Source organism: Novosphingobium chloroacetimidivorans (assembly GCF_014204535.1).
GTDB classification, from domain to species: Bacteria; Pseudomonadota; Alphaproteobacteria; order Sphingomonadales; family Sphingomonadaceae; genus Novosphingobium; species Novosphingobium chloroacetimidivorans.
The window spans coordinates 1-24,288 of sequence record NZ_JACHLR010000005.1 but is presented as its reverse complement, the minus strand read 5'-3'; the positions used below and the strand labels follow the sequence as shown (position 1 = coordinate 24,288).

The following is a 24,288-nucleotide window of genomic DNA, read 5'->3' as shown; positions in this document are numbered from 1 at the left end:
TCGATGCCAGCCATTTCACGCTTCATCGCCGCACGGCCTTCGTGCGCTTTCGACTCCGCCTCCAGCCAACGCTTGCGGAACAACTTCGAGAACAGGGCGAGCAACTCCGGTCGCGGCGTCAGCTTTGTCAGCATCGCCTCAAACGCCCCTTCGACTGTATCTCGCTTCACGGACTTGCCGAAGCGGTCACACCCGCGATGACGGCAGACGTAATAAGGGTAGCGACCGTTGCGCCCCTTGGTCCAGTTTGCGGTCATCGGGTGATCGCAATCCCCACAGGTGACATAACCGCGCAGAGGGAAATCCACATGGATGTCAGAGCGCGTCGGAGCCAACGGCTTGCCAGCCAGCCGCTCCTGAATCTGGTGGAAGGTCGCGAGCGAGATGATCGCTTCATGCTGCCCCGGACGTAGCGAGACGCCCCAGACATCGCTTTCGACATAGCCAGCATAAATCGGGCGCGTCATGATCCGGTGCGCTTGCTGGTTCGTCAGATGGCCGTGACGGCACACCGGAAACTCTGCATGAGATTCAAGGAAGCGTTTTACCTCCGCCTTGGAGTTGAAACGGCCTGTGGCATAGCCTGTCAGGCCTTCCTCTATGATCGAGGCGACGGGTTCGTCGCGCACCAGAATGCTGCCACCGCTCCCGCTCTTCTCGTAGCGATAGCCCAGCGGTGCCATGAATACCCAGTACCCGCCGAGCATACGCGCCCGCATCCGGTTCTTGGCCTGTTCGCCGTTCTTCTGGCGTTGATGCTGTGCAACGCTCGCCAGCAGATGCTCGATGAGGATGCTATCGGAGTCCGACCCGAATTCAATGGACGGGGATTCCAGCGTCGCACCCGCTCGGAAGATCGACTCTTTCAGATCGAAGTGATTGCGGACATCACGCGCCATACGGCTTATGTCGTCGATGATAACGACCAGTCCCGCATTGCTACGGGCCTTGCGGATGAAAGCGAGCATCTGATCGAAGCCCGGACGTTGCGCCAGCTTGCCCGACACGTCATCGGTGAAAACGCCAACGACCCTGTGCCCGCGATGCTTGGCATATTCGCGGCAGCGGGTTTCCTGCGAGCTGAGGCCGTTGCCCTCTTTCGCCTGTTTCTTGGTGCTGACGCGGCAGTATATGACTGCCTGATGGTTTATTTTTCTGGTCATGGCGCTGCCTGCCTCCCCCCTGTTTTGCGGGGGCTTTTGGTGTTGATCGCGCCCTCGCACTTCGAATTCCCGGCGAGGTCAACAAGCTCCGAAATCTCGGATTTTGGGAGATTAGCATGGGTTTCCGCGCCATTGAAAGCATAGTTTGCACGGGCGGAAAGAGACAACTGGACAGGGCTTTTGCCGAATGCCTGATGGATAAACGAGGCGGCGATAGCATCGAGAAAACGGATCAGCTCGTCCTTGCGCTCGTCAGAAATACAAAATCCCGCAAGCTCAGTGCGGAGTTCCTGCATTTCCTCTGCCGATAGCAACTTCATCAAACCCGTCCCCGCCGCTAACGCGGCGCTCATTTGAGCAGTGAGAGAGTCCGATCTAAAAATTTACCGTTAGTCAGTCGGGGGAATAGTCTTTCCCACGGCCCATCGCTTTTAGTGTTCAGCGATATAGCCGAAGAATATGTTCCGGGTTCTCGCGTAAGGCATACGACTTTCGAATTCGCGTTTTGCGAAGATACTCGTAATCCCCATTTTTATAATACCACATATTATTTCATATTATCAAACTTACATGGAGTTTTGTTACCTCCCCATTTCGTGCTGGCGTCGGTTGGTTTGCCCTTCCATCATCATTTTCTGAGCGGCACGAGCAATCTTGGAAATCCGCTGAACCTGTTTCTGCCTCACCAGATGATCCGCCGCCCGCATTAGATGCGCTTTGCGATCATCGGCCATTCCATTTGGTCGGAACGCCATGCGCTCGCCATCACGGGCGAGAAGCTGCCCGTACTGGCGGTTGGTCCAGAGCTGGCGATGCTTTTCAAAGTGTGCCTCTGCCTTCGCGGTTACGCGCTCAGCTTTCTCACACACTTCCGCCGCGCGTTCAGGTGGAACGGTAGCAGGCGCGGATTGCGCCACACTCACCGACGCAAAACGCGGGCTGATCGCGCGAACCGCTGCGCTATCCCCGGTCACTTCCGCATACCCTTATGGAGATCACGGACATCAAGAATCTGACTTTTCCACGGATCGATGTGGAAGAACGGTACGCGCTCGCAATCCAACAGATACGGCATCCCCGCGACGCGAATGATTTGCCGACCGTCGCCGACCTTGCGAATGTCCTCCGACTGCATGACAGCGCGTTTACTTTCGCCGAGGTTCGCTCCAGCAGATTCCACCGTCCCGCCGCTGCGGTTCATGCCGTGCATGAGAACTGTGCGATTCCCGCTCCACTTCTCAATATCGGCCATAACGTCGGTGTCCTCGACGCAACTGGTGTTCAGGATCGCAGCCGAGTCCTCAAAATCCTTCACTGCGTCGCGAGACCATTTGCCTTCGAGCAGATGACGCCCTTGCGCGAATATCCACGGCTGCAACCCTTTCCCCCGATAGAGGTGAAGCATCTTCTTGATTGCTGGTGATGGTGGCAGTTGGGCGAACTCGTCGAGGATCAACGTCGTCGCGACAGGACCGCGCTCCCGCGCGACGGTTTCGATGAGATAACTGATAATAAGGCTGACCCACGGCGCGACGGCGCTGAGCTTGTCGCTAGGTGCCATCAGATAGACCGTATGCAGCCTATGCTTGAGCGCCGACAGATCGACATCGTGGCCCGAGGTAGCCCGTTCCAGTTTCTTGTTCGGCTCAAATACGTTGAGCGCGTCGATGCAGGCCGACTTATAGGCTTCCTGCTGCTTCGGTGCGTCCATAGCCGTCGCTTGGATGGCATGGGCGCGGCGCTCAATACCTTCCACACCGCACGTCGTCATCATGGCAAACGCCATGTTCTGATCGTCCTGCGATGAATTCACAAACCGCCACAGCCCGCCCAGATTGCACAATTCCGACTCGAACAGGGCAAGATATTCCATGCGGAGCGCGAGCATCCGCCGAGCGCCGCTCCCGACCCAATCGCCATTCTGATCCTTTGGCGATGGCGGGATGAGGATATGGGCAATCTCATCGGCCTCAGTATCGATTTGTTCGCCGGAGCGAACGATGTCGATGAGGTTGTGCAGCGGATTGATCCGCGCATTCGGCAGGCCGTGCAGCCCGAACGGATTGAGATAGACAATCTTATGACCGAGATTGTTGCGACGGTGGACATGGCTTGCCCAGCAATTTTCTCCGTCTTTCAGGTCGATTACGACCATAGAGCGGTTCCGGCTATGCGCCAGATTTGGCAGGATGAAATCGCGGCCCTTACCAGTACCCGTGCGGGCATAGGTAAGGAGCGGAGAGTCACCGCTGAAAAACAAGGGGCGCTTATGCAGCGCCCCGAGAAACAATCCGTTCGGATCGAAGAGATTTGCGGCTTGGGCGTCGCGCAGATTTGCGAGACGCCCATTGCCCAGGACGCCTGACGCCTGCGCCGTCGCAATCTGCGCCCTTGTCTGAGCCGCTTCGCGTCGTGACGCATCGGCATAATCCCGCTCCACCACGCCCCGATGCACGGAGGCGAATGTTTGCAGAAACGGCAGCATGGAGCGGCGGCGCATACATGCCTTCTCAGCGATCCGAACCGTGTTCGGGACCGAGCGCAGGCATCGGCGGCACCTTCAATGGCTCGACGTCATCAAGCTGCCGCTGCAATTCAGCGGCGGACGGAAGGCCCGTGTCCCATCCTTCGATAGAAACGCGTTGTCCCTTGAGCACTGCATCGTTCAGCTCGCCTTCTAGGCGGTCGCTGTTCACTTCCGCCCAGCCCATCACCTGATCGCCCGAACCGGGGTGATAGATGTTCAGGCCCGTGCCCAGAAGACGACCCCAACTAATGAGAGCGACTTCGAGGGACTGTTCGTTGCCCGTCCGGCTGAGCTGGGCACCGACGAGCTGCGACTGCAACTGGCCCGTAAGCTGAGCATAGGTTTTGGCGCGATCAAGTCCCCCCTGATAGGCGGCGATCAAGCCATTGGTCTTGGCCTTATATTGCTCGACATTCTGCTCCGCAGAAGCCTTCACCTGTGCAGCCCAGCCCTCGTAGCGACCCTGAACGCGCATCTCCGCAGCCTTCACCTGCTCTTCAATGCGGGAGTCATAGGTTCCCATCAGCGTCGAAGGGCGCAACTCGACCGGACCCTGTGCCTCCAGTCCGAACAGCACCGCGCCGCCCAGCAACAAGGCGGCGGAGGTTTTGACGATGCTCGGGATACCGAAACCGCGACGCGGCATCTCGATATAGCGGATTTCAGGCGCAGTATAATGGCTTGCGGCAACCACATTGCTGTTGTCGGAATCGTCGCCAGTGTAGTCGATACGATAGGTCATGGGAGTCTCCGTCGTAAAAGTGGAGCCTACATCTCTCAAAATTACGGGCCGCTATCGGGGGGATAACGGCCCGCCTGTGATGTCAGGAAAGGACAGGAGTAAGATTGATCTTCATAGCACTGTCCCACAAAGCCAGACGCAATAGCAGCCGATGCGACGGACGCCGGATCGGCGGGCGCGCAGCGAACATCTTCACTTCGCTGTTCCAGCTACAGGCGATGTCCCGCCCATACGCCCGATCCACTATGTCGCTATCGAGATAGAGCGGCCTGCCATTCCAATCGTAGATTGTCCCGTCGAAGAAGAAGATTTTACTGGCAAGCCAGTCCGTCGTTTTGACACGAGAAAGATTCAGGTCTGCAATCCGAATCGCCAGCCCCTCTAAAAAATCGAGGCTCAGAAGGCGTTCGCGGCTTTCAATGTGGATTTCCATTGTCGTCGTCCTTGGAAAGACGACTGGCCAGTCTGTGTTACCTCTGTCGCGACGCCGCCGGGTGCATTCCCGCCGACCTCATTTTGCTACCCCGACTGAACATTGGCGGGGAGTTGAACAGGACAGGCAACAACAGGGTAAAATAAGGGTAACGACATCTGCCAACGAGCAGCGACTGCTGCTATGCAGTTGAAATGCCCTACGAGAATCTTCCCCGCGAGCTGATCGACCCGGAGATACTTCGCGCAGCGGTTGCCGCTGCCGAGCGGTCAGAAAAACGCATTTTCGAGGATCAGGCGGCGGCTCTCTATGAGGTGATAAAGGACAACTGCCCCGGAGGCGGAAAGCCGAAATATCGCGCCTTAATCGGTCCGCTCGCTGCGATAGCCGAAAACGCTCAGATCAGTTTTCGACGAGCCGATGGAGAAAAGGACGAATTGGACCTCGCAGATTATGTGAGAACTAATGTCGTCAGCTTGCGGAACAGGCACAAGCCAGCCCTCTTCGGTCTGCTACTAATATGGGCATGGTGCGAACGGGGCGACCTGACCGGCCCGATCCTCGAAAAATTCGGCCTCAGTCCTGAACAGATGATCGAAGACGCCCGTTCACGTCTTGGCTCCCGACCTGTCCCGGTCCTTGCATTCCTTCAGGAGAAAAGCGCCCGCGACCTTGGCTATCTGTTCCAGCGGGCGAGCAAGCGCATTGTCCTGATCGCTCAAAACCACTGGTACATGATAAATCAGGAAGCAGGCAGCGACGCTGACTTCTGGCCCAAGATCAGGGATGCGCTCATTCGCGGCGCAACGGTCGAAATCGTCGCCATGCACGGGGATGCGCCGCAGCCCTTCTCGCACATGCCACCATCCGACGCGGTAGGAATCTGGACGCGGTTCCTGAAGGAAGAGCAGTTTCCCGCGCATCTTCAAAAATGCTGGACGACACTCGACCGCTTCGCGGCTTCGTATGCCGCCGAGAAGGCAGCGATAGAAAGCAAAGCAAGATCGCGGCACACCAAAGCGGGTGTGCTCAAAATTTATCGCGCTTGGTTCCTGCCCATGACGCTATCGTTCGTGGACCCGGACCATGAGGACGCGCTTGTCGTTGTGTCACCGCGAACCTCAGCAACGAAGAGCGGCACGCGACCCGATTTCATATTCAAGAGGGAAGATCATCCCGACCTGTATTCTCATTACTGGAGCTTCGCGTCACATGGCGAGGCTCACCAGCTTTGGCAGCAGATCACCTGATGCCGAACCCGTCAGCGGAGGCAAAGGGATAGAAAGACCGTCGCTTACGCTGACCGCAAGATGTGCGTGGTACTACCACGCCTATCTTGGCAAGGGAGACGCTGCGCTCTCCCGTTGCATCCCTCTAGCAGTGGCGCGTCACTGGCATTGAGCCAGATCCGCACCATTGGGGAGAATGCTCTCTCCCCAACCGGAACCGCGTTGCGGTTCCTCCCCCATACCCCAACCCTGCTCGGATTGGATGCCGTCAGGGCTTTCGCGCCCTGAACCACGACCAAGGCGTATGCCGCCCTTGGACCCTGCACACTGTTTTCGCCCATTGAGACGACCGAAAGGGCGTGCCTGCCCCTTGGAACCCAGCCTCTCCCCGAGGGGCCAACCGTCCGCCGATTGGATGCCCGCCAATGTGGATAGCCGCATACATGGAGCGGGTTCTAGGTGACAAAATCCGCCCCCTGATCTACTCATGTCGGTGGCATGAGTGTCGGCGATTCAGCCGACAACCCCATCAGGGAGGCCACGGAATTTGACGTAACAAGGAACACTTAGGCGCATGAACGCAGTCGAAATCGAAGAAGCCGTATCCGACCTTGCGACTGCGCCATTCGATCCAGTCGAATTCCCGTATGCGTTCCTTGCTGCGTTCGGCAACAAGGACACCACGCTCAAGCGCCTTCGTGCAGGCGCGTCGAACACGTCCGACGTTGCGGGTGGCGTCCTTCAACGCAGCAACATCCACGTTGCCACCTGTGCCGCTGGTCAGGTCGATGCGACGCTGAGGGCTTTGAGGGAAAGCCCGAAGACGGCACAGGCCAAGGCGAAGTTCATTCTCGCCACCGATGGCGAGACGCTACAGGCCGAAGACCTGTTTAGCGATGAGCCGCCCATCGCGTGCAACTATACTCAGTTCCCCGATCATTTCGGTTTCTTCCTGCCCTTGGCGGGCATCACCACCGTCAAGCAGATCAGGGAAAGCTCGTTCGACATCAAGGCGACGGGACGTCTGAACCGCCTGTATGTCGAGCTGCTGAAAGACAATCCCGATTGGGCGAAGCCCGCCCGCCGCCCCGACATGAACCATTTCATGGCGCGACTGATCTTCTGCTTCTTCGCAGAGGATACCGACATCTTCAACGGCACGGGCCTGTTCACCGCGACTGTTGACCAGATGAGCGAGCGGGACTCGTCGAACACCCATGAGGTGATTGGCGAAATGTTCCGCGCGATGAACACCAGTGTCGCGGACCGTGCGACCGCCAAGCTACCCCGCTGGGCCGACGTGTTCCCTTACGTCAACGGCGGGCTGTTTTCAGGCAGCACGGACGTTCCGCGTTTCAGCAAGATCGCGCGGACCTACCTGCTAAACATTGGCAATCTCGACTGGACCAAGATCAACCCCGACATTTTCGGCAGTATGATCCAAGCGGTCGCCGACGACGATGAGCGCGGCGCATTGGGGATGCACTACACCAGCGTTCCCAACATCCTGAAAGTGCTGAACCCGCTCTTTCTCGACGACCTGCGCGACCAGTTGGAGGAAGCAGGCGACAATGGCCGCAAGCTGTTGAACCTCCGCAATCGCATGGCGAAAATACGCGTGTTCGATCCAGCGTGCGGCAGCGGCAATTTTCTTGTCATTGCCTACAAGGAAATGCGCGCCATTGAAGCGGAGATCAATCGGCGGCGCGATGAAGCTGATCGACGCACCGACATCCCTCTCACCAATTATCGGGGAATTGAGCTGCGCGATTTTCCGGCGGAGATTGCCCGTCTCGCGCTTATCATAGCTGAGTATCAGTGCGATGTGCTGTATCGTGGGCAGAAGGAGGCGCTCGCCGAGTTCCTGCCTCTAGACGCGCAAAATTGGATCACCTGTGGGAATGCGTTGCGTCTGGATTGGTTGAGCATCTGCCCCCCGACTGGAACGGGCGTAAAATTGCACGGTGATGACCTTTTTAACACACCCATTGACCAAGCTCAGATCGATTTTGAGAACGACGGGGGTGAAACGTATATCTGTGGAAACCCGCCATACAAAGGCACAAAAAACCAGACCAAAGAAGACAAGGATGAATTAACTCGCCTCCTATCTCCGTACACTTCTAGAAGTGGAACTCTAGATTACGTGTGCGGGTGGTTTGTAAAAGCCGCAGAGGTGGCAAGAATTACAAATGCTGAGGCGGCGTTCGTAAGCACCAATTCTATTTGTCAAGGCGGACAAGTTCCGGTTTTGTGGCCTATATTGAATAAAATGGGAGTTCAGATAAAGTTTGCTTACACCTCATTTAAATGGCGAAATCTAGCCAGCAACAACGCAGGTGTTACCGTCATAATAGTTGGGATTTCTTCTCGTAATTACACTGAGAGAAAGCTGTTTGATGTAACGGAAGCGGATAATGCTATATACAAGTCTTGCAGTATCATCGGCCCATATCTCATTCCAAACCACACCGTAATTGTCGAAGGACGAACCACGCCTCTTTCAGACATTACTCCTATGTCTCTGGGAAATGCTCCATATGATGGCGGTCACTTAATTTTAACGACCGATGAAATTAAAAATCTAGGATTAAATCAAACTCAAAGAGAGCGTTGGCTGAAGCCGCTATGGGGATCAACGGAAGTAATAAATGGCTTGTCCCGATACTGTATCTGGATTGAAAATCCCGATTTGAATGAAGCTTTGTCAATTCCCTCAATAGCAGAACGTATCGAAGCTGTGAAATCAATGCGTTTGGCAAGCGGCGACTCTGGAACAAGGCAGATGGCTGCTCGCTCGCATCAGTTTCGAGAAATGAATTTTGGGCGACACAACACTATCATAGTGCCAATTCGAAGTTCTGAAAATAGGCCGTATCTCCCAGTGGATTTATTCAAATCGCAAGATCGTGCAACCAACTTGTCTTATGCCTTGTATGATGGCCCAATAATGAATCTGTCTATCATAGCATCGCGGATGCACTTAGTTTGGATCGCTGCTGTGTGCGGAAAGCTTGAAACTCGCTTTTCGTACTCAAACAAAATGGGTTGGCACACTTTTCCGATAAATACACTGACGGAGCAAAATAAATTTGAATTGACCCGTTGCGCACATGAAATTTTACTTGCGCGTGAAGCGCATTATCCGGCTACCATTGCCGAATTGTATGATCCTGAGAATATGCCTGATAATCTTCGCCGCGCCCACGAGGCCAATGACGAGGTTTTGGAGCGCATTTACATTGGACGGCGGTTTAAGAACGACACCGAGCGGTTAGAAAAGCTGTTTGAACTCTACACCAAAATGACGCAAAGTGCTGGAAAGCCGAAGAAAACCAAAAAGAAAGAGGCGGCTTGAGCCATGACGACATCCAAACCAATTCCCGCCGTATCGTTTCAGACCGCCCGCACAGGCGCGTCGGCCAAGGCGAACGAGCTTGGAATGCGTCAGATGCAGGAGCGCGCTTACGCCAAGCGCGGCGAGCAATTTCTGCTCATCAAGTCACCGCCCGCGTCGGGCAAATCCCGCGCCCTCATGTTCATTGCGCTCGACAAGCTGCACAACCAAGGTGTTTCGCAGGCGATTATTGTCGTGCCTGAAAAAAGCATCGGCGGGAGTTTCGCGGATGAACCGCTCACCAAGCATGGCTTCCATTACGACTGGACGGTGAAGCCGCAATGGAATCTGTGCAACGCACCCGGCCCCGATGAAGAGCGCGTTGACCCTTCCAAGGTTCGCGCCGTTGGGCAGTTTCTCGCCAACGATGACAAGGTGCTGGTTTGCACTCATGCGACATTCCGCTTTGCGGTCGAACAGTTGGGCGTCGAGGCGTTCGACAACCGCCTGATCGCGGTGGACGAGTTCCACCACGTTTCCGCCAACCCCGACAACAAGCTGGGTGGCCAGCTCGCCGAGTTCATCCGACGAGGCAAGGTCCATATCGTTGCCATGACGGGCAGCTATTTCCGTGGCGATGCCGTGGCAGTTTTGCCGCCCGAGGATGAGGCCAAGTTCGAGACTGTCACCTACACTTACTATGAGCAGCTTAACGGCTACGACCACCTGAAATCTTTGAACATCGGGTATTATTTTTACACGGGCCGCTATCTTGATGCGATTGAGGCCGTCCTTGATCCATCGTTGAAAACCATCGTCCACATTCCCTCCGTCAATTCGCGCGAAAGCACGAAGGACAAGATCAAGGAAGTCGAAGAGATCATGGAATATCTCGGCGACTGGAAAGGCGTCGATGATGCGACGGGATTCCACCGTGTGGAGTTGCCCGATGGTCGCACGATCAAGATTGCCGATCTTGTCGATGACAGCGACGCAACGAAGCGGGCCAAGGCGCTCAATGCGCTGAAAGACCCTGCGCATAAGAATGACCGCGACCATGTGGACATCATCATCGCGCTGGGTATGGCTAAGGAAGGCTTCGACTGGATTTGGTGCGAACACGCGCTCACGGTCGGCTACCGTTCCAGTCTGACCGAGATCATCCAGATCATCGGACGCGCCACCCGTGATGCGCCCAACAAGGAAGTGGCCAGCTTCACCAACCTCATCGCGGAACCCGATGCGTCGGAAGCCGCCGTTGTCGATGCAATCAACGACACCCTGAAAGCCATCGCCGCCAGCCTGTTGATGGAACAAGTTCTCGCACCGCGCTTCAATTTCACGCCGAAAGACCGAGGCCCGATTGAACGCTTCGACTATGGCGAAGGCGGTTACAAGGAAGGCAAAACCAACGTCGGCTTCAATGAGCAACGCGGCCAGTTCCATTTCGAGATCAAGGGGCTTGTCGAGCCGAAAAGCCCCGAAGCCAACCGCATTTGCACCGAGGATTTGAACGAGGTCATCACGGCATTCGTTCAGGACAAGTCGGCCTTGGAGCGCGGCCTGTTCGATGGGGCGCACGTCGGCGGCGAAACCTTGGCGGAAGAGCTGACCCAGCTCAAAATGGGCAAAATCGTGCGCGACCGTTACCCTGAGTTGACCGACGAAGATCAGGAAGCCGTCCGCCAACACGCCATCGCGGCACTCAACCTCACGCAGAAAGCCAAGCAGCTTGCCAGCACTGGCGATGCTGGTGACGGCGACGAGCTGCGCGCGAACACGGCATTGCTCGACGGTGTACGGAAATTCGCAATGGACGTGCGCGACCTCGACATTGACCTGATCGACCGGATCAATCCGTTTGAAGCTGCCTATGCGGTGCTTGCCAAATCCATGAGCGAAGGCACGTTGAAGCAGGTTGCCGCCGTCATCGAGAAGCGGAAGGTCAGCATCCCTTACGAAGAGGCTCGCGATCTTGCCATTCGCGCTTTGAAATGGAAGCAGGAACGCGGACGCGCTCCCGACATCACAGCACAAGACCCTTGGGAAAAGCGCCTTGCCGAAGGCGTAGCGGCCCTTGCGAAACACAGAGCGCAGGCCGCCAATGGTTGATTTGACCGACGACGAACTGCTTGCCGAACTCGGCGTCACCGTCGAGCAGAAGGTCGCGCGCACCTACACTCCGCGCGAGGAACGGATCATCGCGGGCTTCGAGGACATCCTCAAATTCTATGATGAGCATGGTCGCGCCCCGCTGCATGGCGAGGAGCGCGACATCTTCGAGCGGCTTTATGCCGTCCGTCTTGATCGCTTGCGCGAACTCGACGAGTGCCGGACTTTACTCGCGCCTCTGGACAAGCACGGGTTGCTCGATGCCAGCTCCGTTTCCAATCGCGCCGTCCCCGATGAACTGGACGACGATGCCCTGCTTGCGGAACTCGGCATTGAAGGCGGCAGCGACGACGACATCACCCAGCTCCGCCATGTTCAAACCCGCGAGGAACGGCGCGCCGCCGAGGAGATCGCCAATCGCGACAAGTGCGAAGACTTTGACAAGTTTAAGCCGATTTTTGCCCAGATCAAAAACGAGCTGGACACGGGCGTTCGCAATACCCGTCCGTTCGAATTGAAGGCTGAAATCCGTGTCGGAAGCGTCTTCATCGTCGGTGGCCAGATGGCCTACGTTGCTGAAATGGGCGAAATATATTCCAATGCCCAAGGTCGAACTGACGCCCGCCTTCGTGTTGTTTTCGACAATGGGACCGAGAGCAATATGCTCATGCGGTCGCTGCAACGCGCACTCCATAAGGATGAAGCAGGACGGCGCATTACCGATCCCGAGGCAGGCCCACTGTTTTCAGGTAGTGCCACCGAAGGCGATACGGAAAGCGGGTCAATCTATGTCCTCCGAAGCAAGTCCGATCATCCCCAGATCGCCGCGCATCGCGCACTCATTCATAAAATTGGCGTGACAGGCGGCAGCGTCGTAACGCGCATCGCAGCCGCCGAGAACGACGCAACCTACCTCTTGGCAGGCGTCGAGATCATCGCCGAATACAAACTATTCAATATCAACCGTACCAAGCTCGAAAAGCTGATCCATCGGTTTTTCGCCGACGCGGCTTACGACCTCGAAATCGCGGACCGCTTCGGCAAGCCTGTCCGCCCCCGTGAGTGGTTTCTCGTGCCTCTCCATGTGATCGACGAAGCCGTTGAACGGATCAAAGACGGTACCATCACTCAGTACAGATACGATGCCAAATCGGCTCGCTTGGTTCACGCACAATCGAAGGATCGTGCACGTACAACGTCAACATGAAAGCTGTCGCTCTTTAATAAGGCACGATTCACAGAAGAATTATTGTCACCCAACTCGCGAGTACGGGTAAGAGTTTTTAATATAAACGTTCAGATATTGTCCCTTAGAGGGTGCCTGCATTAACTGGTCAAACAAGGCTTGGCCAACATTGTAATATTGATACACCGAACCATTCGTGAACATTACTTCCAAAGTTTCAGATGTTGGATCATATCCAACCTCCGATATATTCGATGAACCTACTGCCGCCCGTTCCATTATTCCGCCTTTTCGTCTTTACTGTCACTCTTAGCCGATGATGAATCAACGACCGCCACCCGCTTCACATCCGCTTTCTTTGCAACCGCCGTCGTGCTTTGAGCGCGCCACGATGCGACAACGCGATCATATCCCTCTGCCTTCCTTCGTGTCGCCCAAGCCTCGCTTACAGCAGGATCGAGACTGTTAGGAAGATGTTCTGACGAAGGTAGGAAGACCCTTGTTCGGACCGGCAACCGCGCAGCCTCCCCAGCGATGATGGCTTCTCCTGTCCGCAAGACCGGCAGTAAATCCATCAGACCCGATAGATTGTCGGGCAGCGCGCCCTTGACCCTCGCTCTGTCAGTTGGATTGGTCAGCCGAAGCGCTATGAGCGTGCCGCATTGCGACAAAACGGTTTCGTCAATTTCAGCGGGCCGCTGCGAAACGAGCATAGCGCCGACACCATATTTCCGGCCTTCTTTCGCTATTCGCTTCACCACGTCCGCCGCGACATTCCCACTTTCTGGGCTGACGTATCGATGTGCTTCTTCCATAACAATCAGGAGTGGCCGCAATACCCCACCTTCGGTTTTCTCGCGGCTCCAAAACAAAGCCTCATAGATAATTCTCAGAATCGAGCCGATAAGCCGCACAAGCACCGCGCTAGGCACACCTGACAAGTCTAAGATTGTCAGAGGTTTGTCATGGCCGAGCCAGCCGGACAGCAAAACATCTAAGTCCTTGGCCGTCGTTCCGTTGACATCTGGCTCCCATTCGCCGGGATGCAAAATGAAATCATAGCGTCGATCCAGCAGCCGCGACCTAAGAAGATTCAGCGGACGTCGTATACCTTTCGCCGCCGTATTCAGATACGGGCCAGCAGAGCCTATTGCGTGTGGGGTATACTGCGGAGGCGTGAGACTTTCTGCGTCGCCGGGCTTTTCGATGGCTGGCACGTCGCGATTTGTCCCGGTGAGCGTTCGAATTTCAAAATCAATCAGATCAAGCCAAAGCTTCTTGAGGCTGAACGGAACAGGGCTATCAACGGTAATCGAATTGGCGTCCAAGCCCGCCAGCGAACCAGCCGCCAAGGTCTTTTCTTTCAGCTCCTGAATTTTATCGGTGAAGGCGATTAGATGATTGTCGTTGAGATCGCCTGCAACGAAATCCAAAAGCTCGCCGGCCTCCAAAGCCCAGTAAGGTACGACAAGAGGCTTCTCCCCTGGCTGCGGCGTGGTACTGAAAACCGTCGCGATATCGCCAAGCGCGGCAGAATATTCTCCGTGAATGTCTAATAGCAGAACCCGAGCACCATCAGCGCCTTTGCCGTCCATAGGCCGCACGATAGACCGGAGTAGGCTCGCGACAGTCGTGGACTTCCCTGAACCCGTCGAACCCAGAATGGCAGAATGCCGTGTCACCAGTGCATCAAGGGCAAGGCGGACAGTGATGTTCTCTGCGCTAGAGAGACAGCCGACCGGCACTTGATCGTCCCCCTTACCGCCATAAATTCTTTTCAGGTCACTCTCAGTAACAATGTGAACGCTGTCATCAATGTTGGGGTGCTGACTTAAGCCGCGCTCAAATCGGTCACCGATGGCTTCACCGGCGAGTTCCACCCGCATCCATCGACCCGTGTCGATGTCGGCACCGTCCGCACTCGGCGGAGCCGCCGCCGCGCCGACTTCTGCGACGATGCCATACAAATCCTGATACCCCTGAGGAATGCGGACGAAGCTACCCACTTGTCCCACTCGGTATGTGTGCCCCTTGATAATCGCCAAACCGGAAGAGAGCGATTCTGCCAATTTCACGCGGATTGACGCACCAGCGACACCCGCAACCCTACCAAGATACGTTGGGTCGGTGTCCCGCATTATGCGGCTTTCCCTTGTTTTTCAGCCACAGTCTCTGCATCCGATGAAGCTGGACTTTCCGGCTCGTCGATTGGTGCCGTTGTTGGACGCTGCATGTCCGCAGATTGCGAAAGGGCGCAAAATCGGCTGAACCGGGCAAAATCTCCCAAGAGGAAAACATGCGGCAACCCCTTTGTTCGCTCGCCCCAAAAGCTTGCCCGAATATCGGTCCAGTTTTTTGGCGGATCGCCGAGTTTCCATTTTCCAGCTACGCCACTGATGACCGCCCCGTCAGCGGCATAAACCGATAAGTTCGGACGGTTGTACGCGATCTTGCATGCAGGCTCCTCTTTTGCGAGTTCCATAAACTGAAACGCGAAAACAGCCGTGTTTTTATTTACAGCTAAGCACTCGTCTAACACCGCGCAGATGTGAGCATCACGAAATGAGAATCCCGTCGCAAGCAGTAACGTGTCAGGTGTTAGCAAGAATTGTTTGAGCCGTTCGAACAGTGAGGAATAGGGCTGCTTCTGTGTCAGATCGTATTTTAGATGGTCAGGATAAACGAGTTCTGTGGCCTTCTTTCCTCCCGCTCGAACAATGGTGCCGTCATCGTTCGACCAGCCCAAGGAGCCGTGCAATTTCCACAGACGCGACCACCTCGGAGGCAAATCGTCGCCTGCTACCGTGACCGGATCGAAGAAAGGAGCGTTGCCGCCTGTGAATCCGTCGAAGTAAGGCGCTCTTGCTCCTTCAAAAGCCTCTTCAAACAGCAGATCGTAATTGGTAGTGAATATCTCTATACCGTGCTGCCGCTGGGTTCCGTTAATCCATGAAATCAGCTCATGATAAGCGCAACGATCATTCGGCAAGTTGGCGCCGACCTCTTCTCCAATCTCTTTACAGATCGATTGGCCGAGCGCCTCATATCCTTTCGCATCCAGACCGTGAAGTTCCAAATCCCCGATAGCGTTCTGCAAAAGCCGAACTTTTGAAAGAAGTGATTCAATGTTAGCTGAATTTGGCTTTTTCTTATCTAGGTCAGCTATGATCGCGGCGGCAGCTACCGCTTCTTTTCCCTTCAATGCAGCCACGACCTTTTCCGTCAAAGCGTCCACGCCCGGTATCAAAGCTTTGCCCGCATCGTCTAACTTTCCGGCGGCATTCACTCTCACACCCAAGGGTGCGCCAGCGCCAACAAGCAATCCAATTCGCTTTCTACCTTGCGATAGAATTTGCCTAAGATCAGACATGAACCGATCGGGATTATGTACGGATTCCAAAAGTACCCCCAGCGAGTTGTTCAGGTCACTATAGACCGGGGCTTGGCTGGAACGAAGCGTGAAAATGCTGATCATCCACCGATAACAGACGATTAATCCTCAGCTTCGAACCGTTAAAAGGTCATCTATCCTTGTCGTATAGCACGGGGACAGGTTTCCACGCCGCATCGACCAATCTGCACGACCTGCCAATATGGAGGGCCGTGCGGCTCCCCTTCCGAACCGTCCGTTAATGGCATCGAGCGCCGTCATGAGGGCTTTGGACTTCTCGGGATCACGAGATGCGAACAGGTCGCCCACGGGCAATTCCGCCGCTTGATATAAATCGATCAGAATGACCCCTGCTTTGAAATAGCGGAAGCCTTCTCGCCACATCGACCGCGCCGCCCGTGTCGCCGCGCCGATCAAGGCGAACGAGTCCGCCGACGGTTCAATCTCGAACGTCACAGAGTTCGAGTATTTTGGATCGTCGTTGAATTCGTTCGTCCGCATGAAAACCTGCATCGCTCCGGCCTTCATGCCGAAGCGGCGCAGCTTTTCAGCCGCCCGCGCCGCGTATGTCGCGACCGCTTCCCGCATATCGTCGAACGATGTGATGGCCCGTCCGAAGCTCCGCGTGCAGGCAATGCTTTTCCGCGACGACGGCGCGTCGGTGAAGGTGAAGCATTGCACGCCGCGCAGCTCAGCATGGGTTCTCTGGCCCGTGACGGTCAGCGTCTCCCGCACGAGGTCCGGTTCCATGCTCACGAAAGATGCGACGTTATCGATCCCGAGCTTTGCCAGCTTGGCGACCGATGCACGGCCCAGACCCCACACGTCACCGAGTTCGACGCACGGATAAAATTCGCGGCGGGCTTCCGCCGTCGAAAGATCAAGGACGCCAACGCCGCTACGGTCGGCCTTGGCGAGCTTGTTCGCCAGTTTGGCAATCGTCTTCGTCGGCCCAATTCCGACGCACGTTGGAATCTTGGCAATCTGGCGGACGGCGGCGCGTATGGCGACGCTTCTCTCCGTCATGTCGCCTTCGAGGCCTGTGTAGTCCATGAACATTTCGTCGATGGAATAAGGCTCGACACGCGGAACCATGCTGGACAGCACATCGAACACGCGGCGACTCATGTCGCCATAGAGGACATAGTTCGAGCTTTTCCAGAGCACGCTTTTCAGTTCAGGCTTCTTGCTCGCGATATGCCACGGATCGCCCATCTTGAGGCCAAGTTCCTTGGCTTCCTGAGTTCGGGCAATCACACAGCCGTCGTTGTTGGACAGAACAACGAGCGGCTTGTCGCGCAATGTCGGATCGAATGCCCGCTCGCAGGAGCAATAGAAGCTGTTCCCATCGATAAGCGCGAACATGGTCACACCCGCATCCGCACGAGAGCGCTGATGATCGCCCAGATTTCAACATCGTCGCATACCGGAAGCGGCGACCCTTTTGACGGCGTAAGCCACCAAGCATCGTCTTTCAGATTCAGTGTCGCGAGTATCACTTCGCCATGCAGGAACGCGACGCATACCTTGCCCGATGTCGGCTCCGCCGCCGCATTTGCGATCAGAATGTCGCCCGCATGAATGCCACGGGCGCGGAGTTCATGCCCCACAACCCGCACGGGATACAGGCCCGGACGGCGCAGATCGAGGAGCTGAGCCAGATCGATGACTGGTTCAACATAGTCCTGTGCCGGACTTTGGAAGCCCGTTGTGTCGTCGCCCTGATAACTGCCCATGCACGAGAACATAGCAGGAACATTATTCGTTTGGGAATAGGATTCAATTCCTGTCCTCAGGTGGATGATTGGGCCTTTGTGCCAGCTCTTCCGCCGTCCCTGAGATAATGCCGCTAAGTTGGCTCGGTGCGCCGCCCGGTCAACGGGTGGCCCGCTCCATTCGTCCCAAGTGCCTTGGTCCTCCCGTGTTGCCCGTTCCGCCTACGGCTGACCGTCCGGCTTAATACCCCGAGCCTTTCCCTTCGCGTCCTCAGGAAACAGCGAAAGGAGACCGGACATGACTACCAAATCCACCACACGCTTCGACGTGTATGAAGCCATCACCAACCAGATCGTATCTGCTATCGAAGCAGGCGCAGGGCAGGTTCAATTACCTTGGCACCGCAAGGGTTCTGCAATCTGCCGCCCCGTCAATGTTGCATCCAAGAATGCGTATCGCGGCGTCAACACCGTCGCCCTCTGGGCCGCAGCCGACGCGCGGGGTTACGAACAGGGCATCTGGGGAACTTACCGCCAGTGGCAGGAGCGCGACGCTCAGGTTCGCAAAGGCGAGAAATCATCGCTCATCATCTTTTACAAGGAATTCGAGAATGACGAGTCCGCAGGCGAAGGCAATTCTACCGACGAGAATCCGCGCCGCTTCGTGGCCAAGGCGTCCTACGTTTTCAACATCGCCCAAGTGGACGAATATGCGACTCCCGAGGTTTCGCAACCCGTCGCGCAGATCGATCCAATCGACGCCGCCGAACGGCTGATTGCCGCCACAGGTGCAGACATTCGCATCGGTGGTGACTCGGCCTATTTCGCCCCCGCGAGCGATTACATCGTCATGCCCGACAAGCACCGCTTCATCGGCACTGACACCAGCACCGCGACCCAAGGATGGTATTCCACCCTCCTGCATGAACTCACCCATTGGAGCGGCCACAAGACCCGCCTCAATCGCGAGTTGAACGAACGCTTCGGCAGTGACGCATATGCTATGGAAGAAATGATTGCCGAGCTTGGCGCAGCCTTCCTGTGTGGCGATCTTGGGATTTCTGCCGAGCCGCGTCCCGACCATGCGGCCTATATCGACAACTGGCTCCGCATCCTGAAATCCGACCGCAAGGCGATTTTCACCGCCGCGAGTGCTGCGAACAAGGCCGCCGAATATCTTGCTAATCTCTCCAATATCGAACGCAAGGAGGCGGCCTGAGGGCCGCCTTCATTGCTATCGCAATAGACACAAAAAGGGCGTCGCCGGATTCCGGCGACGCCTTCGCTGTCCGTCTTGCGGACTTATTTCTTTTGCGCGGCGGCATAGGCCGCATTGTACTTTTCGCGCTCCTGCCACGTCGCGTTCTGCATATCGCGAGCGGCCTTCCGCTGTTCGGCGTCACGGCGGGCGGCTTCGGCTGCGTAATCGCTCATTGTAATTCCCTTCCTGCAACACGACCGGACCATCCAGCCGACGACCCCTCATTGGCAATATCGCCGTGCACGGTCGGGGGGATAAGCAGGCGCATTCAGTATCGATGCCAGCGTTCGCGCCGTCAGCCACATGACTATTCCATCGGTTTTCTTCATGGGTTTTGGACCGGACGCGACGGGGATCAAGGAGCCTCCCTTCCGCGCTTCGCTTGTGCAGGTCCGGCCCGCAGGTGGCTTCACCATCCTTTGATCCCCGTCTTCTCCGTCCGGTCCGCACACTCCCCATGAACCGAGGGAATGGTCCTTCGGCAACAGACAGGAGAACATCATGACCGACACTAATCAGAACCGCCCGAGCCACCGCCTATTCACTGTCAACGGCGACGGCGAGCAAGCCCGCTGGACCGACATCGGCGTTGCATGGGCCACCCGCGACGGGAAAGGCTTCACGCTGAGCCTCAATGCCCTTCCGCTCAACGGTCGCGTTGTAATGCGCGTCAACGACAGCAAGGAAGAAAAGAAGAGGCGCGGATAGCGCCCCTTTATCGTCGCTAGGGAGACGGACGACGGTTCGCGCGTTCGACGTGGATCATCGCGAGCAGCGATTGCGCCGAGGCGAGGTCCGACTTTGCGGCGGAAAGGCCGAGCGTTGCCTGCTGGAACAGTGCGGCAAGCTGCGCGTCGGATTTCTTGGCCAGATCGCCTTTGGTCATTTTGAACATGGATTCCTCCTGTTGTTTTGCGCCGCCCCCGCTGGGCCGCGTTGAGGACGAGGAATCAGTCCCGCATGAATGAGGTGCATTGCCCCAATCGCAATGGAATGGAGAAGGCTGACAACGCCTTGCACCGGATCGCAGTCATCGGACAGATACACCGATCACAACCGCGCCCAGCGGGCGGCGGAAATCAGCATGAGAAAACTGAAAATGATCGAGGCGATGGCGAATCCCGATGCTTATTGCCGCGCCTCAGGCTGCGAACTTTACCGCCCGAGTTCAGGGCCGCGCGGGGCCAAGGGACGCACCCGTTCCGCGCCGTCACGCTCGAATTGTCCGTCCCGAACCATGCGACGATATTGGGCTGCATCGCGATACAGCCCAAGAACCTGCCGCGCACTTCGTTCGCGCAAACGAACAATCTCCTGTTGCAGAGCTTGCCGTTCCTTGAGCTGAGCTGAAACTAGATCGTGCCGCTGCGCCCGATCACGTTGGAGGCCGAAAAACGCCTCCACCTCGTTCTGCTTTCGGACCTTGAAATACCGTCCGGTCATGATGTCCCAGACGCCTTTCGCTCCCGTGCGGACCCGCGCGGAACGCGCTTGCTGTTCCGACAAGTGCCGCTCACGCTGCTTTTCGGCGAGCAGCTTCCGCTCTTGCGCGTGGGCGTCTTTCATTGCCTGCTTCCGCTCGTTGAGCGGCTTCATCGCATTGTGGGCGATGCGCTTGGCTTCGGAGATATAGCGCGACAGGCGCGGCGCTACCGCTTCGCCGATGAAGCGCACCGTGTCTGAAACCGACCGCAATGACTTCGGATCGCCAAGGCGAGCTGCGACCTCCTTGGATTTCTGCCCGACCATACGGGCGATGGCGAAGACTTCGCCCTCAATCGACACGGCGACATGACCGCGCCGATCACCTTGGGCCAGAAACAGCCCGCGCTCTTCGAGCGCCTTGGCGAATGCGGGGCCGTTGTCCGACACCGCCCAGCATTCCTGAATAGTCGCCTTCACCTCCCGCGCATCGAGGTCCGCCCGCTTGGCCTGTTGCCATTCGTCGAGCGTGAAGTTGCGCGGATCGCGGAGTTTGGAATCACGGAACCCTTCCGGCATTTTCCAGCCGTTTTCGAGATACAGTTCCTTGGCGATGGCGTTGAGCGTCCGCTTGAAGAAGGGCAGCGGTTTGGCAGTCATGGTTTCCGCGTCGATACGCGACCAGACGGCATGGGCATGGCGACGCCCTTCCTTCTCGTGAAACACGATCATGCGCGGCTGGCCTTTGAGACCGAGCCTTTCTTCGATCACGTCGCACGCCCTCTCGAAAACCTCCGAACGAACGGACTCGGTGGACGGCGGATTGAGCGACACGGAAAACAGGAATTGCTTGCACTTGGTCCCAAGCGACAGCGCGTGCGCTTCCTTCATCGCCCCCATGAGATCGTCGGACACAAAGCCGCTGACCTCGTGAATTTCGACGTGTTCGTTCTCTTCTGTCTTGAGGAGGTGCAGACCGAGCTGCTTCGCGCCGCTGCGCTGAGACGCCTTTAGGATCATGGCTCGACCTCAAGGTTTAGAGCTTCGATCAGCAGGCGGCGGATTTCACGAATTTCGGCGACGGCTTCCAATAGCGCCGCTTCGGTATCGGGCGTCACGGGCAAGCTCCCCGTGTTCGCCGAACGCGCGAGCTGGTTCAGGTTCGAGGACAAGCGCGATTGGCCCAGCAGCCCGAGGGCTTGGGCCAGAGCTTTGTGATCTTTGACCGGATTTTTGCTCCGACGACGTGGTGGCGGATTTTCGGAATCAAACAGGCGGGAATGGATATAGCCGCCCAGCGACATATCCCCCGCTTCCGCCTCCAAGCGGGCGCGTTGCTCGAAAGTGAGCCTGAGCGAGAACGGAGGCGGACGAATTGCCATCCCGCCCCCCGATTATGCAATCTTGCGCCTCCGCCCGACAGCCGGATGGCTGACGCGCGGGGCGCTTCCATCCTCCCGTTCATTGGCATTTTGGGCCTGTCCGCGACCAAGGCTGGAATGACGAAGGACGTCATTCCATTCCTTCAAGATTTCGGTAAGATGGTTCGAACTTGCTCCCAGCAGGTCCGCCAGAGGCCCCTCCGCAGGGGTACCCAGCAGTCCACCGGGATTGACAAGATCGGCAGAATTGCTTGTGTTTTCGGGGCAGGCTGGTTCCTTTCCCTTCATGCCCATCCACGCGCGATCGGGTATCGAACCTTGAATATAGGGTATCGATCTCATGCTCAGCGATGCGCAGATACGAGACGCCAAACCAAAAGATCGAAGCTACAAGCTTTTCGATGCTCACCAGCTGTTCCTGCTGTTGACAACGGGCGGTTCGAAGCTTTGGCGCCTCAACTACAAATATGACGGTAAGCAGAAGAGCCTCGCGCTTGGCCGCTATTCCTCGCTGGGCTTGGCTGAAGCGCGCAGGCTGAGAGACGAAGCTTTGGCAAAGCTGCGAGAGGGCCACGACCCCGGCGTCGCGAAGAAGCTGAAGCTCAAGGCCACTATCGAAGCTTCTCGCAACACCTTCGAGAAGGTCGCGCGTGAGTGGCACGAGGTCTACGCTCCGCAATGGGCCAAGGTCATGCCGCCGACGTTCTCCGCTCGTTCGAACGCGATGTCTTCCCTGCCGTCGGCGGCTTGCCGATCACCACGCTCGCGCCGCCCAAGTTGCTGGAGGTTCACGCGCCTCGCTTTGCGGCTGATCGCGCTCACCGCTGTGCGGCCCGGTGAGCTGCGCGGAGCGGAGTGGGCCGAGTTTGAAAATCTTGACGGGCATGCACCGCTTTGGCGCATCCCGGACGTGCGCATGAAGGGTAATCTCAAACGGAAGGATGACGTTGGCGGCGATCACCTCGTTCCTCTCGCTCCAGCGAGGGTGGAGTCCTACAGGCGATCGCTCCTCTGACCGGTGCCAGCAAGCTGGTCTTCCCCAGCACGCGTCACATGCACCGCCCGATGAGCGAAGATGCGCTCCGCTACCTGCTCAATCGCGCCGGCTAACACGGCAGGCATGTGCCCCCTGGGTTTCGCGCTGCCTTCTCGACGATCATGAACGAGTGGGTCAACACGCACGGCAGGGAAGATGATCGGGCGGTGATCGACCTGATCTGGTCGCCCGCGCGCGAGACGTTGGTCTGCGCGGACTTGCGGAGCGCCTCCACAAAATCGCCATCGCCGCCGATCGAGAGCTCGGAGCCGAAACTCAGCATGGTGGCAAGACCCACACCTTTCAGCAGCGACCAGGTGTGGAAATCCACCTTGTCCGCCAGCCCGGCATCGGCTGCGACAGCTCTGCTTCTTGCGCAGCCCGCTGGAAGAGACGTGGCTTCAGCGCCATCCAGCCCACCGCAACGAGGCCGAGGCTTGCCACGGCGGCCACGCCGACGATGACGTCACGCCGAAAGCGGATCGCGCGTGCCGGACGCGAGCGGAGCGCGTAGGTTTTCGGATCGAGCTTGGTCGGCATCGGTTCGCCAGCGTGCTTTGCATCGCTCGCCTTGCTGTCGGTCGCCACGTCCATCTCCTCGGCAGCCTCGGGTGCCCGGCATGGCGATGACGCGGAAATTCTTTCTGCTCACCGAGGTGCTGCCAATGATACCTAGCAGGATGGAGTTGATCCCCGCGTTCGTCGACAGTGCAATCGAAATTGCCAATGATCGGCGGGCCGAACTCCTCGAGGAGCTTTTGGGCGGGCCGGGGGGAGGGTCACTCGAACCACTCTTGATCGCGCTCAAGATCGGTAGGGGAGATAAGCCGGTGGTGGCGAAAGAGGTTCTGTACGTGGCGGAGGACATTCTGGAACGCATGCGGAGAAGGTCTGCCGACGCCGCGCCGCAAGCGTAAAGCCGCGCTTCCGCTACGGCCCAGTTCCGGCCGCCAAACTGTACCTGAATGGACGGAAGCTTTCGTGGAGCGGGATTCGGCACGCGAACAGCTGGAAAGTCGGCGGCTTCTGCCGCAGCGCTGGCATACGCGAGAAGCGGCAGAAGCCGACCGGACTAGGTCGTTCATCGGTATTGCCGCCAATGTCCGGAATGTCGGGAGTCGGACGTGCGGATGTCGTCAACCCGCCAGGCCACAATTGCGCCAACTGCCCATTGCGTTATATTTGCACGCATGAAGTTCATCACTCTCAATCGGGCGTCCGCCTTTCCGCTGATCTGAGCGAGCCGTTTTCGGCTCACTAGGTCACATACCCATAAACAGGATTCCCAAAGGGGCGGCGATCTGATTCATTCTCCGAGAAGGGGATTGATATGGCGCGGTTTGATTTGACGG

24 protein-coding genes and 1 pseudogene are annotated in these 24,288 nt (G+C 57.1%); 9 read left to right on the top strand and 16 right to left on the bottom strand.

Annotated elements, in window-relative coordinates:
- Nucleotides 1-140 precede the first annotated feature (140 nt).
- Nucleotides 141-1,163, bottom strand: a pseudogene (locus HNO88_RS22975) (recombinase family protein); the annotation flags it as partial.
- A 116-nt stretch (nucleotides 1,164-1,279) separates the two neighbouring features.
- Between HNO88_RS22975 and HNO88_RS07290 the strand changes: the two are divergent.
- Complete coding sequence (locus HNO88_RS07290) at nucleotides 1,280-1,474, top strand: hypothetical protein (protein WP_184243626.1); 195 nt, start codon at nucleotides 1,280-1,282, stop codon at nucleotides 1,472-1,474.
- A 270-nt stretch (nucleotides 1,475-1,744) separates the two neighbouring features.
- On the opposite strand, the gene HNO88_RS07285 is transcribed toward HNO88_RS07290, so the two are convergent.
- The 4 genes from HNO88_RS07285 to HNO88_RS07270 all read right to left on the bottom strand — a co-directional run bounded on the left by HNO88_RS07285 (nucleotide 1,745) and on the right by HNO88_RS07270 (nucleotide 4,865).
- Nucleotides 1,745-2,137, bottom strand: a complete 393-nt coding sequence (locus tag HNO88_RS07285) for a hypothetical protein (protein ID WP_184243624.1) — start codon at nucleotides 2,135-2,137, stop codon at nucleotides 1,745-1,747.
- Nucleotides 2,134-3,663, bottom strand: a complete 1,530-nt coding sequence (locus HNO88_RS07280) for a type IV secretory system conjugative DNA transfer family protein (protein WP_184243622.1) — start codon at nucleotides 3,661-3,663, stop codon at nucleotides 2,134-2,136. Before HNO88_RS07280 ends, HNO88_RS07285 begins: the two co-directional genes overlap by 4 nt.
- A gap of 10 nt (nucleotides 3,664-3,673) precedes the next feature.
- On the bottom strand, nucleotides 3,674-4,432 hold the full coding sequence (locus HNO88_RS07275) for a hypothetical protein (protein WP_184243621.1): 759 nt from the start codon (nucleotides 4,430-4,432) through the stop codon (nucleotides 3,674-3,676).
- An 82-nt stretch (nucleotides 4,433-4,514) separates the two neighbouring features.
- Complete coding sequence (locus tag HNO88_RS07270) at nucleotides 4,515-4,865, bottom strand: hypothetical protein (RefSeq protein WP_184243619.1); 351 nt, start codon at nucleotides 4,863-4,865, stop codon at nucleotides 4,515-4,517.
- 194 nt (nucleotides 4,866-5,059) lie between these two features.
- Between HNO88_RS07270 and HNO88_RS07265 the strand changes: the two genes are divergently transcribed.
- The 4 genes from HNO88_RS07265 (at nucleotide 5,060) to HNO88_RS07250 (ending at nucleotide 12,750) form a co-directional block, all read left to right on the top strand.
- Nucleotides 5,060-6,115: a hypothetical protein gene (locus HNO88_RS07265; protein ID WP_184243617.1), complete on the top strand. Its 1,056-nt coding sequence runs from the start codon at nucleotides 5,060-5,062 to the stop codon at nucleotides 6,113-6,115.
- Between the two features lie 553 nt (nucleotides 6,116-6,668).
- A complete protein-coding gene (locus HNO88_RS07260; protein ID WP_184243615.1) occupies nucleotides 6,669-9,452 on the top strand; it encodes a class I SAM-dependent DNA methyltransferase in 2,784 nt (927 codons plus the stop codon).
- 3 nt (nucleotides 9,453-9,455) lie between these two features.
- Entirely contained in the window at nucleotides 9,456-11,543 is a 2,088-nt protein-coding gene (locus HNO88_RS07255) for a DEAD/DEAH box helicase (RefSeq protein ID WP_184243613.1), read from the top strand.
- Nucleotides 11,536-12,750, top strand: coding sequence for a GIY-YIG nuclease family protein (locus HNO88_RS07250; RefSeq protein ID WP_184243611.1), 1,215 nt, complete (start codon nucleotides 11,536-11,538; stop codon nucleotides 12,748-12,750). Before HNO88_RS07255 ends, HNO88_RS07250 begins: the two co-directional genes overlap by 8 nt.
- Nucleotides 12,751-12,795: 45 nt before the next feature.
- On the opposite strand, the gene HNO88_RS22670 is transcribed toward HNO88_RS07250, so the two are convergent.
- From HNO88_RS22670 to HNO88_RS07225, 5 genes are read right to left on the bottom strand one after another with little or no spacing between them, the layout of a single operon-like run.
- A complete protein-coding gene (locus HNO88_RS22670; RefSeq protein WP_184243609.1) occupies nucleotides 12,796-13,008 on the bottom strand; it encodes a KTSC domain-containing protein in 213 nt (70 codons plus the stop codon).
- Nucleotides 13,008-14,867 (bottom strand): ATP-binding protein, encoded by a 1,860-nt coding sequence (locus HNO88_RS07240; RefSeq protein ID WP_184243607.1) that lies wholly within the window; start codon nucleotides 14,865-14,867, stop codon nucleotides 13,008-13,010. Before HNO88_RS07240 ends, HNO88_RS22670 begins: the two co-directional genes overlap by 1 nt.
- Nucleotides 14,867-16,204 (bottom strand): SIR2 family NAD-dependent protein deacylase, encoded by a 1,338-nt coding sequence (locus HNO88_RS07235; RefSeq protein WP_221419885.1) that lies wholly within the window; start codon nucleotides 16,202-16,204, stop codon nucleotides 14,867-14,869. The genes HNO88_RS07240 and HNO88_RS07235 overlap by 1 nt, the downstream gene beginning before the upstream one ends.
- A 24-nt stretch (nucleotides 16,205-16,228) precedes the next feature.
- Nucleotides 16,229-17,485: a Y-family DNA polymerase gene (locus tag HNO88_RS07230; protein WP_221419884.1), complete on the bottom strand. Its 1,257-nt coding sequence runs from the start codon at nucleotides 17,483-17,485 to the stop codon at nucleotides 16,229-16,231.
- Between the two features lie 2 nt (nucleotides 17,486-17,487).
- Nucleotides 17,488-17,856, bottom strand: a complete 369-nt coding sequence (locus HNO88_RS07225; protein ID WP_221419883.1) for a LexA family protein — start codon at nucleotides 17,854-17,856, stop codon at nucleotides 17,488-17,490.
- Between the two features lie 277 nt (nucleotides 17,857-18,133).
- On the opposite strand from HNO88_RS07225, the gene HNO88_RS07220 reads away from it, so the two are divergent.
- Nucleotides 18,134-19,054 carry an ArdC family protein gene (locus tag HNO88_RS07220; RefSeq protein WP_184243601.1) on the top strand — a complete coding sequence of 307 codons (921 nt, stop codon included), beginning with the start codon at nucleotides 18,134-18,136 and terminating at the stop codon, nucleotides 19,052-19,054.
- 83 nt (nucleotides 19,055-19,137) lie between these two features.
- On the opposite strand, the gene HNO88_RS22665 is transcribed toward HNO88_RS07220, so the two are convergent.
- A complete protein-coding gene (locus HNO88_RS22665; RefSeq protein ID WP_281383992.1) occupies nucleotides 19,138-19,269 on the bottom strand; it encodes a hypothetical protein in 132 nt (43 codons plus the stop codon).
- A 328-nt stretch (nucleotides 19,270-19,597) separates the two neighbouring features.
- Here HNO88_RS22665 and HNO88_RS07215 point away from each other — a divergent pair, with 328 nt between their 5' ends.
- Nucleotides 19,598-19,804, top strand: a complete 207-nt coding sequence (locus HNO88_RS07215) for a hypothetical protein (RefSeq protein WP_184243599.1) — start codon at nucleotides 19,598-19,600, stop codon at nucleotides 19,802-19,804.
- Between the two features lie 16 nt (nucleotides 19,805-19,820).
- Here the strand turns inward: HNO88_RS07215 and HNO88_RS07210 are convergent, their stop codons facing one another.
- The 3 genes from HNO88_RS07210 to HNO88_RS07200 form a co-directional block, all read right to left on the bottom strand.
- Complete coding sequence (locus HNO88_RS07210; RefSeq protein ID WP_184243597.1) at nucleotides 19,821-19,991, bottom strand: hypothetical protein; 171 nt, start codon at nucleotides 19,989-19,991, stop codon at nucleotides 19,821-19,823.
- Between the two features lie 260 nt (nucleotides 19,992-20,251).
- Nucleotides 20,252-21,538 carry a relaxase/mobilization nuclease domain-containing protein gene (locus HNO88_RS07205; RefSeq protein ID WP_184243595.1) on the bottom strand — a complete coding sequence of 429 codons (1,287 nt, stop codon included), beginning with the start codon at nucleotides 21,536-21,538 and terminating at the stop codon, nucleotides 20,252-20,254.
- A complete protein-coding gene (locus HNO88_RS07200) occupies nucleotides 21,535-21,900 on the bottom strand; it encodes a MobC domain-containing protein (RefSeq protein WP_184243593.1) in 366 nt (121 codons plus the stop codon). The genes HNO88_RS07205 and HNO88_RS07200 overlap by 4 nt, the downstream gene beginning before the upstream one ends.
- A 340-nt stretch (nucleotides 21,901-22,240) precedes the next feature.
- Between HNO88_RS07200 and HNO88_RS23180 the strand changes: the two genes are divergently transcribed.
- Entirely contained in the window at nucleotides 22,241-22,915 is a 675-nt protein-coding gene (locus HNO88_RS23180) for a tyrosine-type recombinase/integrase (protein ID WP_246381322.1), read from the top strand.
- Between the two features lie 91 nt (nucleotides 22,916-23,006).
- Here HNO88_RS23180 and HNO88_RS22235 read toward each other — a convergent pair whose 3' ends face one another.
- Nucleotides 23,007-23,267 carry a hypothetical protein gene (locus HNO88_RS22235; protein ID WP_246381319.1) on the bottom strand — a complete coding sequence of 87 codons (261 nt, stop codon included), beginning with the start codon at nucleotides 23,265-23,267 and terminating at the stop codon, nucleotides 23,007-23,009.
- Nucleotides 23,240-23,524, bottom strand: coding sequence for a hypothetical protein (locus tag HNO88_RS22230; RefSeq protein WP_246381317.1), 285 nt, complete (start codon nucleotides 23,522-23,524; stop codon nucleotides 23,240-23,242). The genes HNO88_RS22235 and HNO88_RS22230 overlap by 28 nt, the downstream gene beginning before the upstream one ends.
- A gap of 32 nt (nucleotides 23,525-23,556) precedes the next feature.
- On the opposite strand from HNO88_RS22230, the gene HNO88_RS07190 reads away from it, so the two are divergent.
- Complete coding sequence (locus HNO88_RS07190) at nucleotides 23,557-23,853, top strand: hypothetical protein (RefSeq protein ID WP_184243591.1); 297 nt, start codon at nucleotides 23,557-23,559, stop codon at nucleotides 23,851-23,853.
- The last annotated feature ends 435 nt before the right edge of the window (nucleotides 23,854-24,288 follow it).

Excerpts from the sequence above, each read along its gene's own strand:
- HNO88_RS22670 (WP_184243609.1), bottom strand. The coding sequence starts at position 13,008 with ATGGAACGGGCGGCAGTAGGTTCATCGAATATATCGGAGGTTGGATAT.
- HNO88_RS07230 (WP_221419884.1), bottom strand. The coding sequence starts at position 17,485 with ATGTTCGCGCTTATCGATGGGAACAGCTTCTATTGCTCCTGCGAGCGG.
- HNO88_RS07280 (WP_184243622.1), bottom strand. The coding sequence starts at position 3,663 with ATGCGCCGCCGCTCCATGCTGCCGTTTCTGCAAACATTCGCCTCCGTG.
- HNO88_RS07270 (WP_184243619.1), bottom strand. The coding sequence starts at position 4,865 with ATGGAAATCCACATTGAAAGCCGCGAACGCCTTCTGAGCCTCGATTTT.
- HNO88_RS07210 (WP_184243597.1), bottom strand. The coding sequence starts at position 19,991 with ATGTTCAAAATGACCAAAGGCGATCTGGCCAAGAAATCCGACGCGCAG.
- HNO88_RS07255 (WP_184243613.1), top strand. The coding sequence starts at position 9,456 with ATGACGACATCCAAACCAATTCCCGCCGTATCGTTTCAGACCGCCCGC.
- HNO88_RS07290 (WP_184243626.1), top strand. The coding sequence starts at position 1,280 with ATGGGTTTCCGCGCCATTGAAAGCATAGTTTGCACGGGCGGAAAGAGA.
- HNO88_RS07250 (WP_184243611.1), top strand. The coding sequence starts at position 11,536 with ATGGTTGATTTGACCGACGACGAACTGCTTGCCGAACTCGGCGTCACC.
- HNO88_RS22665 (WP_281383992.1), bottom strand. The coding sequence starts at position 19,269 with ATGAGCGATTACGCAGCCGAAGCCGCCCGCCGTGACGCCGAACAGCGG.
- HNO88_RS07265 (WP_184243617.1), top strand. The coding sequence starts at position 5,060 with ATGCCCTACGAGAATCTTCCCCGCGAGCTGATCGACCCGGAGATACTT.
- HNO88_RS07220 (WP_184243601.1), top strand. The coding sequence starts at position 18,134 with ATGACTACCAAATCCACCACACGCTTCGACGTGTATGAAGCCATCACC.
- HNO88_RS07200 (WP_184243593.1), bottom strand. The coding sequence starts at position 21,900 with ATGGCAATTCGTCCGCCTCCGTTCTCGCTCAGGCTCACTTTCGAGCAA.
- HNO88_RS07240 (WP_184243607.1), bottom strand. The coding sequence starts at position 14,867 with ATGCGGGACACCGACCCAACGTATCTTGGTAGGGTTGCGGGTGTCGCT.
- HNO88_RS07260 (WP_184243615.1), top strand. The coding sequence starts at position 6,669 with ATGAACGCAGTCGAAATCGAAGAAGCCGTATCCGACCTTGCGACTGCG.
- HNO88_RS07205 (WP_184243595.1), bottom strand. The coding sequence starts at position 21,538 with ATGATCCTAAAGGCGTCTCAGCGCAGCGGCGCGAAGCAGCTCGGTCTG.
- HNO88_RS07275 (WP_184243621.1), bottom strand. The coding sequence starts at position 4,432 with ATGACCTATCGTATCGACTACACTGGCGACGATTCCGACAACAGCAAT.
- HNO88_RS07235 (WP_221419885.1), bottom strand. The coding sequence starts at position 16,204 with ATGATCAGCATTTTCACGCTTCGTTCCAGCCAAGCCCCGGTCTATAGT.
- HNO88_RS07225 (WP_221419883.1), bottom strand. The coding sequence starts at position 17,856 with ATGGGCAGTTATCAGGGCGACGACACAACGGGCTTCCAAAGTCCGGCA.
- HNO88_RS07215 (WP_184243599.1), top strand. The coding sequence starts at position 19,598 with ATGACCGACACTAATCAGAACCGCCCGAGCCACCGCCTATTCACTGTC.
- HNO88_RS07190 (WP_184243591.1), top strand. The coding sequence starts at position 23,557 with ATGGCGATGACGCGGAAATTCTTTCTGCTCACCGAGGTGCTGCCAATG.
- HNO88_RS23180 (WP_246381322.1), top strand. The coding sequence starts at position 22,241 with ATGCTCAGCGATGCGCAGATACGAGACGCCAAACCAAAAGATCGAAGC.